Annotated in this window: 9 protein-coding genes; 4 read left to right on the forward strand and 5 right to left on the reverse strand. The window is 66.0% G+C overall.

Features of this window, described 5'->3' with window-relative positions:
* Positions 1-57: 57 nt before the first annotated feature.
* From ftsH to L2A60_RS03315, 4 genes are all read right to left on the reverse strand, one after another.
* A complete protein-coding gene (ftsH, locus tag L2A60_RS03300) occupies positions 58-1983 on the reverse strand; it encodes an ATP-dependent zinc metalloprotease FtsH (protein WP_235702951.1) in 1926 nt (641 codons plus the stop codon).
* Positions 1984-2183: 200 nt separating this feature from the next.
* Positions 2184-3383, reverse strand: a complete 1200-nt coding sequence (gene tilS / locus L2A60_RS03305) for a tRNA lysidine(34) synthetase TilS (protein WP_235702952.1) — start codon at positions 3381-3383, stop codon at positions 2184-2186.
* A complete protein-coding gene (locus L2A60_RS03310) occupies positions 3374-4258 on the reverse strand; it encodes a tetratricopeptide repeat protein (RefSeq protein ID WP_235702953.1) in 885 nt (294 codons plus the stop codon). Before L2A60_RS03310 ends, tilS begins: the two co-directional genes overlap by 10 nt.
* A 186-nt stretch (positions 4259-4444) precedes the next feature.
* Positions 4445-4948, reverse strand: a complete 504-nt coding sequence (locus L2A60_RS03315) for an OmpA family protein (RefSeq protein ID WP_235702954.1) — start codon at positions 4946-4948, stop codon at positions 4445-4447.
* Positions 4949-4982: 34 nt separating this feature from the next.
* Here L2A60_RS03315 and L2A60_RS03320 point away from each other — a divergent pair, with 34 nt between their 5' ends.
* Positions 4983-5330: a hypothetical protein gene (locus tag L2A60_RS03320; RefSeq protein ID WP_235702955.1), complete on the forward strand. Its 348-nt coding sequence runs from the start codon at positions 4983-4985 to the stop codon at positions 5328-5330.
* Positions 5331-5460: 130 nt separating this feature from the next.
* On the opposite strand, the gene L2A60_RS03325 is transcribed toward L2A60_RS03320, so the two are convergent.
* Entirely contained in the window at positions 5461-7740 is a 2280-nt protein-coding gene (locus L2A60_RS03325) for a prolyl oligopeptidase family serine peptidase (RefSeq protein WP_235702956.1), read from the reverse strand.
* Between the two features lie 403 nt (positions 7741-8143).
* On the opposite strand from L2A60_RS03325, the gene L2A60_RS03330 reads away from it, so the two are divergent.
* The 3 genes from L2A60_RS03330 (at position 8144) to pheT (ending at position 14586) form a co-directional block, all read left to right on the forward strand.
* Positions 8144-10882, forward strand: coding sequence for a Hint domain-containing protein (locus L2A60_RS03330; RefSeq protein ID WP_235702957.1), 2739 nt, complete (start codon positions 8144-8146; stop codon positions 10880-10882).
* 117 nt (positions 10883-10999) lie between these two features.
* Positions 11000-12073, forward strand: a complete 1074-nt coding sequence (gene pheS / locus L2A60_RS03335) for a phenylalanine--tRNA ligase subunit alpha (protein ID WP_235702958.1) — start codon at positions 11000-11002, stop codon at positions 12071-12073.
* Entirely contained in the window at positions 12070-14586 is a 2517-nt protein-coding gene (gene pheT, locus L2A60_RS03340; protein WP_235702959.1) for a phenylalanine--tRNA ligase subunit beta, read from the forward strand. Before pheS ends, pheT begins: the two co-directional genes overlap by 4 nt.
* The last annotated feature ends 95 nt before the right edge of the window (positions 14587-14681 follow it).

The raw sequence follows: 14681 nt of genomic DNA on the forward strand, positions 1-14681 counted from the left end.
CAGGAAAAAAGCCGGAGAATTGCTTCTCCGGCTTTCGTCATCGTTAGAGGACAGGGTTCAGCCGGGCGCGGGGAGCGGGCCGAGGCCGCCGGGTTTCGGCAGGTCGGGTTTCTGAGCGGTCGGCACCGAAGAGCGGCGGCTGTCGGGCGCCGGATCGTCGACCACCTTGCGGATGACCGGCTCGCCGCGCAGGACCGTGCCGATCTCGTCGCCCGACAGGGTTTCGTATTCCAGCAACCCGTTGGCGAGACGGTGCAGATCGTCGATCCGCTCGGTCAGGATGCGCTTGGCCTCGGCATAGGCGTGGTCGATCACCGCCTTGATTTCGCTGTCGATCTCCTGGGCGGTCGCCTCGGATACGTTCTTGTGCTGGGTGACCGAATGGCCGAGGAACAATTCCTGACCGTTATCGCCATAGGCGATCATGCCCAGCTTGTCGCTCATGCCCCATTCGGTGATCATCCGGCGGGTGATGTCGGTCGCCTGCTTGATGTCGCCCGAGGCGCCATTCGAGACATTCTCCGCCCCGAAAATGATTTCCTCGGCGGCGCGGCCACCCATCGCCTTGACCAGTTCGGCGAGCAGCTTGGCCTTGCTCATGGAGTAGCGATCGCCTTCCGGCAGGCTCATCACCATGCCGAGCGCACGGCCACGCGGGATGATGGTGGCCTTGTGAACCGGGTCGCAATGCGGCTGGGCGATCGAGCACAGCGCATGGCCGCCTTCGTGATAGGCGGTCATTTTCTTTTCTTCGTCGCTCATCACCAGGGAGCGACGCTCGGCGCCCATCATCACTTTGTCCTTGGCGAATTCGAACTCGGCCATCGCGACCACGCGCTTGCCGATGCGCGCGGCGAGCAACGCCGCCTCGTTCACCAGATTGGCGAGATCGGCGCCGGAGAAGCCTGGGGTGCCGCGCGCGATCACTTTCGGATCGACATCGGCGGCGAGCGGCACCTTGCGCATATGCACCTTCAGGATGCGCTCGCGCCCGTTCACGTCGGGGTTCGGTACCACCACCTGGCGGTCGAACCTGCCGGGGCGCAGAAGCGCGGGGTCGAGCACGTCCGGCCGGTTGGTCGCGGCGATCAGGATCACGCCCTCGTTGCTCTCGAACCCGTCCATCTCGACCAGCATCTGGTTGAGGGTCTGCTCGCGTTCGTCGTTGCCGCCGCCGAGGCCGGCGCCGCGATGGCGGCCGACCGCGTCGATTTCGTCGATGAAGATGATGCAGGGGGCGTTTTTCTTGCCCTGCTCGAACATGTCGCGGACGCGCGACGCGCCGACGCCGACGAACATTTCGACGAAATCCGATCCCGAGATGGTGAAGAACGGGACATTGGCCTCACCCGCGATCGCGCGGGCAAGCAGCGTCTTGCCGGTGCCGGGCGGGCCGACGAGCAGGCAGCCCTTGGGGATCTTGCCGCCGAGCCGCTGGAATTTCTGCGGGTCGCGCAGGAAGTCGACGATTTCCTGCAACTCGGCCTTGGCTTCCTCGATCCCGGCGACATCCTCGAAGGTCACCCTGCCCTGTTTTTCGGTGAGCAGGCGCGCGCGGGACTTGCCGAAGCCCATCGCCCGTCCGCCGCCCGATTGCATCTGGCGCATGAAATAGATCCACACGCCCAGCAGGAGCAGCATCGGCGCCCAGGACAAGAGGTAGTGCAGCAGCGGATTTTGCGGCGGATTCAGCGGCTTGGCGACGACGCGCACTTTCTTGGTGATCAGGGAGCCCACCAGGTTGGGGTCGCTCGGCGCATAGGTCTCGAAGGTCGAGCCCGATTTGAGTGCACCGGAAATGTCATGCCCGCGGATGGTGACGTGATCGACCTTGTTCGCGTTGACTTCGGACATGAAGGTCGAATAGGCGATCTGGGTTCCGTGGTCGGTCTGCGTCGCGGTGGGCTGGAACATGTTGAACAGCAGCACCAGGAACAGCGCGATAATCACCCAGACCAGCAGGTTGCGCCCGAGATTATTCATCAGACTTCATCCAGTTTCATTGTCGCCCGGAGCCTCTCCGGGTGGCCGGAAAGCCGGCCGAACACGCAAACGTCCATCAACATCATCCGTCTATATCATGGCATGGCGTGCCAGGCACCACCACCCGTCTTTCCAAATGGGCATGGCAGGCGATTTTCCTATCCCATGCCCTTGCTTCGCGCGCAGATGTGCATGGCGATTTATGCCGGGACGAAAGGCAAGGCGGCCGCCGGCGCCGGAGGCGCGAAGGCGAGGCGTGCGGACGGACCCGCGCCGAGATGCGGCACCGCGAGAACCTCGCCCGATCGGCAGAAGGCCGGCAGGGCGCGCAGAACCGCAGCGGGCAGCCTGGTCGCATGACGGAATGTCGTGGCGCGATCGCCGAGCGCGCCGATCGCATCGGCACCTTGCGGGACGGCGAGAATGCGGAACCGCCCATCCCACAGCGCGCCGGCTCGCGGTGCGGCGGGCGCGGCGCAGGCGCTCGCTTCGCGGAGCAGGAGCCAGCCGGGCCCGAGCCGGCCCGCCTTCATGATCCGCACGCCGCCCAGGGTTGCCGGACGCAGCCCCGCCGCGAGGCGCGCGACGCGATCCCGGCGCGGCGGATAGAGGGCACCGCCGATCGCGCGGATCAAAACCGCGAGCGCGTCCTCCGGTGGCCGGTCGGTGTGCAGAATCGCATAGCCTTCCGGGGCGATTGTCGTGTGCCCGGCGAGGAAGCGCGCGGTGTCGCGCTGGGCGGCGGCGAGCGCGGCTGCCTCGGACGGGTTTGGTACCGCCGGCTCAAGACCGGAGGCACGCAGCCGGGCACGTTCGAAACGGGGATCGGCGTTCGAGGGGTCTTCGATCCAGCCCATGCCGCGCGCGCGAAGTTCGGCGCGGAGTTCGGCGGGATCGGTGCCGAGCAACGGACGCAGCAGCACGATATCGTGACGTGCGGCGAAGCCCGCCATGCCGGCGGCACCGCGCTTGCCGCGCGCGGCCCGCATGGCGAGCAGTTCGGCCTGATCGCCGGCATGGTGCCCGAGCAGGAGATGGACCGCGCCGGCTGCGCGCGCCGCCTCCGCCAGCGCCGCATGGCGGGCGGTGCGGGCACGGTCCTGCAGGGCCGAGCCGGGGGCGATGCTAAGCGTGAGAATGCGCGCTTCGATGCCGCGCGCGGCGAGACGGCGTGCCGTGAGGGCGGCTTCGGCACCGGATTCCGCGCGCAGCCCGTGATCGGCGATCAGGGCGAGGACCGATCCCCGCGCCGGGCGAACCCAGTCCTGCGCGAGCAGGGCGAGCGCGGTGCTATCGGCGCCGCCGGAGACGGCGACGGCAAGCCGCGGCGTCGGGCCGAACGGTCCGAGCCGCGCCATCGCCTCGGCAAAGCGTTCGGATAGTGTCCCGGTCAGCCGCAATGCGCGCGGCTGCGCGCGGCGCGGACCTGTGCCGCGAGACCGGCGGGTGGCGAGGCGATTTGGTGGGTCAGCGAATCCAGCGTGTCGCAGGCCGCCTGATCCTGGTGGATCGCGGCCAGTGAGTTGGCGAGGCCGAGCAGCGCATAGGGCGCATGGGGGCCGGTTTTATCCGCCGTATAGGCATCGTCATAGGCGATCGCCGCCGCCTGATGATTGCCCTGATGGGCGAGCGCCTCTGCCAGGGTGAATTCGGCGGCTCCGCCGTCCGCGCCCTTGCCCTGGTGCGCGATCACCGCCCGCGAATCGGCTTCGGCGGTGCGGTAATCATGCGCCGCCAGCGCGCGGCGCGCGGCGGTGACCGAGGCGACGGTGCGGACTGGGTGCGGCGGGGTCGTCCGGCTGGATTTCGGCAGTGTGCCCAGCGTGCCGCCGGCAGGCGGCGATGCGGGCGGCGCGCCGTTCTGCTCGGTCACGCCCCCCGAACCCTGGCCGCCCTGGTTGAGCTGGAATTTCAGATTGCCGATTTCCTGCTTGATTTCGTCGTGCTGGGTCGCGACCTCGTGCTCCAGCGTATCGACCCGGCCGCGCAGCGACTGGACCTGATCCTCCAGCGTCTGCACCTGCTGAAGCATGTTGGGCAGCAGCGGATTCGTCGCACCTTCATTGCCGGGGGATCGCGGCTGCGACGGGGCGAGCACGGAGCCGCCCGAATTGTTCTGCTGCAGCGCCTGGATCTGCTGGCGCAGCTCCAGGATCTGATTTTCGAGCGCAATGCCTTCTCGGCTGGAAATCATTTGCGCGCGGGCGGCGGAGAGCGGGATCAGGCTCGCCAGGGCAAGCGCGGGAAGGACGGACGCAGAACGAAGACGACGCATGTGACATCCTTGGGACGATGGCGGCGCGAAATGCGCGATGATGTCTTAAATCCGTTTGGCGGCAAAGGGAATTGTCGCGGCGTACAGCCTGGCCGCAAACGCAAACCGGCGACCCGTGCAAACGGATCGCCGGTGCCGGGCCGCCGGACCGCAATGGCCGGGCGGCAGGTCTTGATGGCTATTCGATCAGTGGCAGTTCTGGGGGTTGAAGCCCTGAACCGAGGTGATCGCGACGCGATCCTGCGCATAATCCTCCGAGGTATTGCCGGGGGAAACGAGGCAGGACTTGCCGTAGGACACCGTCTGGACGCGCGACGGGCTCACGCCCCTGGCGACCAGATAGTTGCGGGCGGCGTTGGCACGGCGATGGCCGAGGGCGAGGTTGTAAGCCTCGGTGCCGCGCGGGTCGGCATTGCCGGCGATCAGAACGTCCACATTCGGGTATTTGGCGAGCCAGGCCGACTGCCGGTCGAGCGTCGCACGGTCGGCGGAGGTCAGATCCGACCGGTTAAAAGCGAAGAAAGCCCGATCGCCGACGCTGGCGACCAGTTGCTGCTCGCTTCCCGGAGCCGGGCCCGTGGACGTCGCCGTCGCACCGGAGCCGGTAGTGGCCGTGGTGGTTTTAGGGGCGCTCGAGCACGCCGCCAGCAGGGCAACAGCAGCAAGTGCGCCCAGAGCTTTGATTTTCATTGTGTACCATCCCGGTTTGTTTGGGTGCCAAAGATTGAAAGCCACCGATTATTCATCGGCTGGTGCAGTCCGTAACCTCGAGTCGTCCCGAGCTTCTTCCTTCGGAAAATCGTTTCCTGAAGATAGCGACACGAAACGCTCCGCGCAAATGACTAATTCGAAACGTTCGAACGACCATTTCGCTTTCGGGGCGTTTACCCCTACCGGAGCGGTCCTTCAAGCGGCCTCTGAACAAATGGGCGGGCGGGGCCGCTTCAATTCGGAAATTTCGCCGCAACGCGACTTTTTTGACACGGTTTGCGGCGGATTTGCCTCGGATCTGGGCGCGGGTGAGCGAGAAAATATGATGCGGAAACCGGCCGTTAATATCTCTGGCAGATAACCGTGATGAGGCCTGTGGTCTCCGTTTCCTCCTGCCGGCCGTGATCCGACGGCCCGCCTGACGGGCGTTTTCCGCGAATCAATCACGGAAAACGCCCGGTTTTTATCGGAGCCGGATTACCTGAAGCCGATCACGTTCCAGTTTTTGCCGAATGACCTTGGTTATGGCTCGGTTGAACCACCATCCGTTTCGGCGGAGTTCCGGCGCCGAAATCCGGCTGGAATCCCGCAACACCCAGTTGCCAGAACAGGAACGCGTCCTGATCGGCGAGCGAGCGGACATACTGGTCCTTGGTCGAGCCGATACCGTGGCCGGACTGGTAGCTCACCCGCAGCAGGACCGGCCGGCCGGAGGTGCTCGCCGCCTGCATCCGGGCTGCGAATTTGGCGACTTCCCAGGGCTCGACCCGCGGATCGTTCGCCCCGGTGATCGCGAGGATCGCCGGGTATTTCACCCCGGTGCGGATATGGGCCATCGCATCCATCGCGTAGATCCAGTGGAAATCGCGCCTTTTCAGCACGTTGCCGAACTCGATCTCGTTCGGCGGGCCGTTCGGGCTGAACTGCATGCGCAGCGCGTTGGTGTCGCCGTGGCTGTCGATCGCCGCGGCGAACAGATCGGGCCGCCAGGCGACCGCGCCGCCGATGGTGATGCCGCCGGCGCTGCCGCCCTCCCCGGCCAGATGCGCCGGCGAGGTATAATGGTGATCGACCAGGTATTGCCCGGCGGCGATGAAGTCGAACACCGTGTTGATTTTCCACTGCTTCTGCCCGGCCTTGTGCCAGGCCTGGCCATACCAGCCGCCGCCGCGGACATGGGCGACCGCGAGGATGCCGCCGCGATCGAGCCAGGCCAGCGAGGTCGGGTCGAAATAGGGGGTGATGGTGATGCCGTAGCTGCCATAGCCGATCAGAAGCGTGGGATTCCTGCCGTCGAGCCTGGTGCCTTTTTTCATGATGATCGAGACCGGGATCATCGTGCCGTCCCAGGAGACCGCCTTGACCTCTTTCGATTCGATGCCGGCGAAGCTGACCTTGGGCGGCTTCTGCAGGCCGGTATTCGCGACTTTACCGGTCGCGGGGCTGAAATCGTACCAGGCGGGCGGCGTGGTCCAGCCGGCGAGATGGAACCAGACGCCGGGGGCTTGCGGATCGGCGATGATCTGGCCGAGGCCGCCCTGGAACGGCATTTTCACCTTAGTGGTTTTGCCGGACCGGTAGCCGACCCGCATGATCCTGCCCATGCCGTCGCGCATCGCGCCGACATAGAGCCCATCCTTGCCCGCGGCCAGGCTGGTGATGACGTCGCGGCCGGGGGCGACCACGGTTTTCGGCGCACCGGGGGCGGTCACGTCGTAGCGGATCACTTTATAGCGAGGTGCATGGTGCGCGCTGATGATGTCGAGAGTCGCGCCGTGCAGGGCGAAGCCGGTGATCGCCGCCGCGCGCCCGGCCACCTTGCGCCAGGCCGGCGCGCCGCGTTCGAGATCGGCGACCTTGGCGGCGTAGATGGCGTCGACCGACTGGAGTTCCTCGTTTTCGGTGAAGACGCCGAGCGCGTATTTCGAATTCGGCACGGTCATCACCAGCGCGTCCTGCGCCAGGGTCATCGGCGCCGATCTGGCGACGCCATAGCCGAATACCGGCTTGTCCCGCGCGCCGGTGGGATCGTTCGCGCTCAGCAGATGCAGATAGTCGCGGCTTTTCTGGTAGAAATCGGTGACCGGCGCGCCCGCGCCGAATTTGTGCAGCCGGTAATAGATGAAACCCTTGGAATCCGGCAGCCAGGAAACCGGCGGGAAGTCGGTGTTGTCGCCGTCGACCCGCGTGATGCCGATCGGCAGGAGCTTGCCGGTCGCGACATCGAGCACCCGGAGCTTGGCCTGCTCGGACCCGCCGCCGGAGACGCCGAAGGCGACGTATTTGCCGTTGGGCGAGACGAAATAGAAATTGAGCGCCTGCGGGATATGGTTCGTGCTGAAGCGCATCGGGTCGATCAGCAGACGGGGCTTGGCGCCGATTTTATCGAGTACGAAGAGATGCGCGGTGTCCTGGCCGGGCTCGAGGCCCATGTAGAAGATCTTGCCCGCGGTGCGGGTGACCCAGAATACCGCGGCGCCGACATTGGCGTCCTGCTTGATCTGTTCGTAGAGCGCCTGCTTGCCGGGAATCGCATCCAGAACCTTGCGGGTATAGGCGTTCTGTTCGCGCATGAAAGTGGCGAGCCGCTTGCTGCCGGGCTTTTCCATCCAGCGATAATCGTCGACCACCGGCGTGCCGAAATCGTGGCTGACATGGCGGATCGCCGGGGCCGACGGTGGTTTCGGCGGCATCGGCGCGGCCAGGGCGGCAGGGACGAGGCCGGAAACCGCCAAGGCGGCGAGACCAATTCGTTTTGATATCAACGACATAAGGACGACTCCGAAATATTGTGTCGCCAGATTATCGGGCTATGCGGCGCGCCGGAAGCCCCCATTCGACTCGTGCAGGCGCGGTTTTCGGAAAATGTCTCCCGCCGTGTGGTCCATGTCGGTCTTGCGGCGTTTGTTATGAAACTGAGACCATTTCGCTAACCATCGTCCCAGGCGAGAAAAACAGCCAAAATATGATTTTGTTAAATTATATTTAGAGTTTATTGATTTAATTGGACTAAAATTTGACAATTCAAAGCAAAAATCGAAAAATTATTTAAATAATTTAGATTAGAATCAAAATATTTGAGAAGTTTTATAATATACATTCGAGTTTTTGTTGCGAAGCATTGATGTTAACGTTAGTGGCGCTCCCGAATTTTATTTCCCAGGGAGCGCTCTCATGGCCAATTCCGACAGCAGCCGAGGCACGATCGGCTCGACCACTTGGACTGCCGACAGCGGCGGGAATAATGGATTCTACAGTAACTACAGTAACTGGTTCACCGGCTCGAACTGGTCGAACGGCGTGCCAGTCGAGTCTTCGGACTCGCTGCAAGGCGTGGTGATTCCGGGTTCGGCGACGCCGGGCCCGACGATCGCGTCCATACTGCAGGGCAATACGCTGCCGTCATCAAACTACAACGTTGTTGACGTCTATCAGGCGATACCATCGTATCAGGGCGGCACGCCCACCGCCTTCTTCGAATATCAGCTCGACGGCCAGGCGATCACCCTCGCCGCCGGCGCGACGCTGACCGAGCAAGGCCTGGCACTCGGACGGCCGGGCGGAACGGGCAGTCTCGGCGGCGTTGACGGCACGATTTCCGGCCTGTCGCCGGCAAGCTCGAAGACGCCGGTGTTCGACACGCTGGCGAGCATCGTCGCGCAGGGCGGCGATACCGTCATTTCCAATGACGTGAATCATAATTTCGGCTTCATCGGCGCCAATGGCGCCGGCAACGACCTGAACATCGCGATCGAAATCGGCGGCAATACCCAATCGCCGCATGGCCTGGTCAATTACGGCGAAATCGACGCCTCGAATCGCGGCACGGTCGATATCCAGGTTACCTCCGCCAGCGGCTATACCGTCAATTTCTATAACGAGGGCTGGGTTCTGGCCGATGGCGGCACCTTCATCGCCAACAGCGTGGCCGACAGCCCGAACGCGGCGAATCCCGGCCATGCGCCGGACGGCTATATCGAGATTTCCCATGGCGGCGAGGCGGTGCTCGGCACCGTCGCGGCGAAGGAACAGGTGGTTTTCGCGGGCGGGACAAACAACACCCTGGCTCTGACCGATGCCGCCGGATTCGCAGGATCGGTCGATGGATTCGGTACGGGCCAGACGATCGAGATCGACGGTTTTTCCGGCACGGCCAATGTCACCACCGCAACCGTCCACGGCGTGACCGAACTGGAGACGAAAAACGGCAAGAAGACCGACATCATCACCCTGGCCGGTTCGATCGCGCCATTCTTCACCGCGCGCACCATCAGCCAGGGCGGCAAGACCACGGAAATCATCACCGCGGGGGCGGACTATACCTTCACCGGCGGCGGCACCACCACGAGCTGGTTCAATCCGTCCAACTGGAGCGGCGAGGTTTCGCCCGGCGAGACCGTGTATCCCGGCGAAACGGTATCGATCCCGACCGGAACCGCCTCGATCGGCGGGACGATGGTGACCGATAACGGCACGATCGGCGTGACCGGCTCGCACACCAGCTTCACCGATACCACCTCGCTGGCGGGCGACGGCACGATTTTCATCGATCACGGCACGCATGTCACTCTGGCCAACAGCACCGGCAATGACGGATCGATCACCGTCGATTTCGGCACCCATGGGACCACGCTTGCCCCGAACGTGCTGGACATCAACGGCAGTCCGGCCGGTTTCGGCGGGACGATCAGGGGTTTCGGCCCGAACGACCGGATCGTCCTGGGCAACAGCACCGAGAAGACGCCGGGCAGCGCCAAGGATGTCAGCCTCAGCTATGATCCGAAGACGGGCGAACTGACGGTGACGGATATCGTCGCGGGCCATACCTATACCGAATCGCTGCATCTGACCGGCACGTTCGACACCGACCCGGCCAACACGCTGTATGATACCGTTGGCCCGAACGGCATCACGATTTCGGTGCCCTGCTTCGCCGAGGGGACGCGGATTCTCACCGCGAGCGGCGAGATCGCGGTGGAGGCGCTGGAGGTTGGCGACCTTGTGGTGATCGGCCGCGAGGGCGGGGTTCGGACGCGCGGCGTCGTGTGGATCGGGCACCGGCATATCGCGCTGGATCGGGTCAAGGATCGCGCGACGGTCGAGCCGATCCGCATCCTGGCCGGAGCGTTCGGGCCGGGTCTGCCGGCGCGGGACCTCACGGTCTCGCCGGATCACGCGATCTTTGTCGACGGCGCGCTGATCGAGGCCAAGACGCTGGTGAACGGCGCGACCATCCAGCGCGACCGGGCGGCCCGGCGCGTGACCTACTACCATGTCGAACTGGACGCGCATGACGTGCTGCTCGCCGAAGGGCTGCCGGCCGAGAGCTATATCGACGACGACAACCGCGCGATGTTCGCCAACGGCGCCGGTGCCGTGGCGCTGCATCCCGATTTCGCGACCGGCGCCAGGGCGGCGCGCTGCGCGGAGCTGCTGACCGGCGGCGCCCGGGTGCGGGACGTGCGGACGCGGCTGCATGAGCGCGCCAAAACGCTCGGGTTGCAAACAACCGATACGCTGGCGGCGAAACTGCTGGCGGGCGGCGATGCGATCGCCGCCTTGCCGGGCGAGACCGGCGTGCTGCGCTTTGCCTTGCCGGCGGGCGTGACAGCGGCGAGCCTGGCGGTCGCGACCGGGGTGCCGGCGGAGGTCGACCCCGGCTCGGACGACCGGCGGTCGCTGGGACTGAAAATCGTTTCGGCGAAGCTGATCGATGCGGCGGGGCGCCAACCTGTCGGGCTCGATTCGATGGACGGGCTGTTCGCGGCGGACGATCATCGCGGACGGTGGAGCGGCGCGCGGGTCGCGCTCGCGCTGCCGGAGGGCGTTGGCGCGCGCGTTCTTGAAATCACCTATGACGCCATCGCCTGCCGCTGGGCGCCCTGGGCGCAACAAGAGGCGGCGTTCGCCTGAGATCGGGATACCGGACGTGACGGGAAGCGGCTTCCGGGTGACCGGAAGCCGTTTTCCTATCTGGATATCGCGCGGCGCTGCTTGACATTTCCGGCCCGCCACGCTCCCTGCCCGACCATGTCAGACGATCTCTCCATCATCGAAACCGAAGCCCGCGACGCGATCGCCGCCGCCGCCGATCCCGCCGCGCTGGACGCCGTGCGCGTCGGCCTGCTCGGCAAGTCGGGCCGGGTCACCGCCCTGCTCAAGACGCTGGGAACGCTCGATCCCGAGACGCGCAAGGCGTTCGGCGCCTCGGTCAACGACCTCAAGGCGGGGCTGGCCGACGCGATCGAGCAGCGCCGCGCGATGCTGGATGCGGCGGCGCTGGCGGCAAGGCTGGAGGCCGAGCGGATTGACGTGACCTTGCCCGCGCGGCCGGAGCGGCGCGGTTCGATCCACCCGATTTCGCGCACCATGGAGGAAATGGCGGCGATTTTCGGCGCGATGGGGTTCGCCGTCGCCGACGGGCCGGATGTCGAGGAGGATTGGTATAATTTCGGCGCACTGAACATTCCGGCTCACCACCCGGCGCGGGCGATGATGGACACATTTTATCTGAAATCCGCCGGGCGCAACCGGCCGATGGTGCTCCGCACCCAGACCTCGCCCTTGCAGATCCGCACCATGCTGAGTGCCGAGCCGCCGATCCGCATCATCGCGCCGGGGCGGACCTATCGCTCGGATCACGACGCGACCCACAGCCCGATGTTTCATCAATGCGAGGGGCTGGTGATCGACCAGGGGATCACCCTCGCGCATCTGAAAGGCTGCCTGATCGACTTTCTGCGTGCCTATTTCGAGCGGCCCGACCTCAAGGTGCGGTTCCGGGCCAGCTATTTCCCGTTCACCGAACCGTCGATGGAGGTGGATATCGCCTGGGACCGCAAGAGCGGCGAGATCGGCGGCGGGGCGGACTGGCTGGAAATCCTCGGCTCGGGGATGGTGCATCCCAACGTGCTGGCCAATTGCGGGCTCGACCCGCGCGACTTCCAGGGCTTCGCCTTCGGCATGGGGGTGGAGCGCCTCACCATGCTCAAGCACGGAATCGCCGATCTGCGGCCGTTTTTCGAAAGCGATATCCGCTGGCTCGCGCATTACGGCGCCTCGCCGATGGCGCCGGTGACGCTTCACGAAGGGGATGCGCGATGAAGTTCACGCTCGGATGGCTGAAGACGCATCTCGAAACCGATGCGCCGATCGAACGGATCGCGGAGACGCTGAATGCGATCGGGCTGGAGGTCGAGGGTATCGCGGATCGCGCCGCCGCACTCGCGCCGTTTCGGATCGCCCGCGTGATCGAGGCGGTGCCGCATCCGAACGCGGACCGGCTACGCGTGTGCCGGGTCGATACCGGGAGCGGCGAGGTTTCGGTGGTGTGCGGCGCGCCGAACGCGCGCACCGGCATGACGGGCGTGTTCGCGTCGCCGGGCGCGTTCATTCCGGGGACTGGAATTACCCTGAAGACGGGCGAAATCCGCGGCGTCGCCTCGGCAGGGATGCTGCTCTCGGCGCGTGAAATGGGGCTCGGCGAGGACCATGCCGGCATCGTCGAGCTGCCGGAGGATGCGCCGGTCGGCGCGGCCTATGCGGCGTGGGCGGGGCTCGACGATCCGGTGATCGAAATCGGGGTCACGCCGAATCGCGGCGATGCCTTCGCGGTGCGTGGCGTGGCGCGCGATCTCGCCGCCGCCGGGCTGGGTACGCTGAAGCCATGGTCCGCGCCGAAAATCGTCGGTGACGGGCCGAGCGTGGTGGTCTGGCGCAACGACTATCCCGAAGCCTGCCCCTGGGTGCTGGGGCGCACGGTGCGGGGCGTGACCAACGGCGAAAGCCCGGACTGGCTGAAGCGGCTTCTGACCGCGATCGGGCTGCGGCCGATCAATGCACTGGCCGATATCACCAATTTCTTCACCGTTGATCTCGGCCGGCCGCTGCACGTGTTCGACGCGAACAAGGTGGCGGGCGGTGCGCTGGTGCTCCGGCGCGGTGCCGGCGAGACGTTCAGGGGGTTGCACGGGCGCGACGTGACGGTCGAGTCCGAGGATTGCGTGATCGCCGATGCTGCGGAGGTTCAGTCGCTCGCCGGCATCGTCGGCGGCGAGGCCACCGGATGCGATGCGACGACGACCGACGTGTTCATCGAATGCGCGCTGTTCGACCGGGTGCGGGTCGCGCTGACCGGGCAGCGGCTCGGAATCCATTCCGATGCGCGGCAGCGTTTCGAGCGCGGCATCGATCCGGCGCTGCTGCCGGCCGGGCTGGACGCGGCGACCGCGATGATCGTGGAAATTTGCGGCGGCGTGCCGAGCGAGGTGAGCGTGGCCGGCGCGGAGCCGGCGTGGCGGCGGCGGGCTGCGATGCGGTTCGAGCGGCTGGCCGGGCTGGGCGGCGCCGATATCGAACCGGAGCGCGCGATCGATATTCTGCGGCGGCTCGGTTTCGGCGTCGCGGGGCGGGGTTCGGATTCAGTCACCGTCGATGTGCCGTCCTGGCGCAACGATATCGCCGTCGCGCGATCCAACTATGCCTATGACCCCGATATCTATTTTGAAGGGTCCTTGACCGGCATTCTCGATCCGGCGCCCGATCTTGACGCCGGACGCGTCAGGACAGTGCGTGAAGGCGCTTCGGCGATCGGAGCAGAAATCGATCTGATCGAGGAGGTGCTGCGGATCGACGGGCTCGACCGGATCGCGCCGGTGTCGTTGCCGGGCATCCCGGCGGTGCCGCGCGCGACTCTGACGCTCCGGCAGGGGCGCGCCGTGCGGGTGCGCCGGCTGCTCGCCGCGCGCGGCATGGCCGAATGCGTGACCTTCAGCTTTCTCGACCGGGAGAGCGCGGCGCGGTTCGGCGCGACGCCTGAGGCGCTGGCGCTGGCCAACCCGATCGCCGCCGATCTCGACCAGATGCGTCCCACCCCCCTGGCGACGCTGGCGCTGGCCGCCGCAAAGAACGTCGCGCGCGGCTTTGCCGATCCGGCGCTGTTCGAGATCGGGCCCGGTTTTCGCGACGCGACACCGGAGGGACAGGATTCGATCGCCGCCGGGCTGCGGGTGGGCGAAACGCCCTTGTCCTGGACCAGCCCGGCGCGTGCCGTGGATATCTGGGATGCGAAGGCGGATGTTCTCGCGGTTCTGGCCGAACTCGGCGTACCGATGGAGGCGCTGAGCGTGACCGCCGATGCGCCGGGGCACTATCATCCGGGCCGGTCCGGCACGGTGCGGCAGGGGCCAAAAACCGTTCTCGGGCATTTCGGGACGCTGCATCCGGCACTCTGCGCGGCGCTCGACCTGCCGGCGAACAGCGCGGGATTCGAGATCATGCTGGACGCGATCGCCGAACCGAAGCGGCGGCGCAAATCGGCGCCGTCGCTGCCGCCGTTCCAGCCGATCCGGCGGGATTTCGCGTTCGTCGTCGATGCGGGAATCTCCGCCGAGGCGCTGCTCCGCGCGGCGCGCGGCGCGGACCGGGCGCTGATCGCCGAGGCGGCGCTGTTCGACCGCTATGCCGGAAACAAGCTGCCGGGCGGGCAATTGTCGCTCGCCATCGCGGTGACCATCCAGCCGCGCGAGGCGACCCTGACCGACGCGGAGATCGAGGCGCTGTCGGGCAAGATCGTGGCGGCGGTGGCCAAGGCGACCGGCGCGACGCTGCGAAGTTGATTTATGCAAAGCCCTCAGACGCCGGGCGCGCGCATCCGCGCGCTTGGCTTCCGCAGCTAAAGCTGCGCGTCCGCGTTGCGGCCGGCAGCGGAACG

The organism is Acidiphilium iwatense, assembly GCF_021556475.1.
Taxonomy (GTDB): domain Bacteria; phylum Pseudomonadota; class Alphaproteobacteria; order Acetobacterales; family Acetobacteraceae; genus Acidiphilium; species Acidiphilium iwatense.

What these genes read in the sequence shown, in the direction of transcription:
- L2A60_RS03330 (WP_235702957.1), top strand. Translation starts at nt 8,144, where the DNA reads ATGGCCAATTCCGACAGCAGCCGAGGCACGATCGGCTCGACCACTTGG.
- pheS (WP_235702958.1), top strand. Translation starts at nt 11,000, where the DNA reads ATGTCAGACGATCTCTCCATCATCGAAACCGAAGCCCGCGACGCGATC.
- L2A60_RS03325 (WP_235702956.1), bottom strand. Translation starts at nt 7,740, where the DNA reads ATGTCGTTGATATCAAAACGAATTGGTCTCGCCGCCTTGGCGGTTTCC.
- L2A60_RS03315 (WP_235702954.1), bottom strand. Translation starts at nt 4,948, where the DNA reads ATGAAAATCAAAGCTCTGGGCGCACTTGCTGCTGTTGCCCTGCTGGCG.
- pheT (WP_235702959.1), top strand. Translation starts at nt 12,070, where the DNA reads ATGAAGTTCACGCTCGGATGGCTGAAGACGCATCTCGAAACCGATGCG.
- L2A60_RS03310 (WP_235702953.1), bottom strand. Translation starts at nt 4,258, where the DNA reads ATGCGTCGTCTTCGTTCTGCGTCCGTCCTTCCCGCGCTTGCCCTGGCG.
- ftsH (WP_235702951.1), bottom strand. Translation starts at nt 1,983, where the DNA reads ATGAATAATCTCGGGCGCAACCTGCTGGTCTGGGTGATTATCGCGCTG.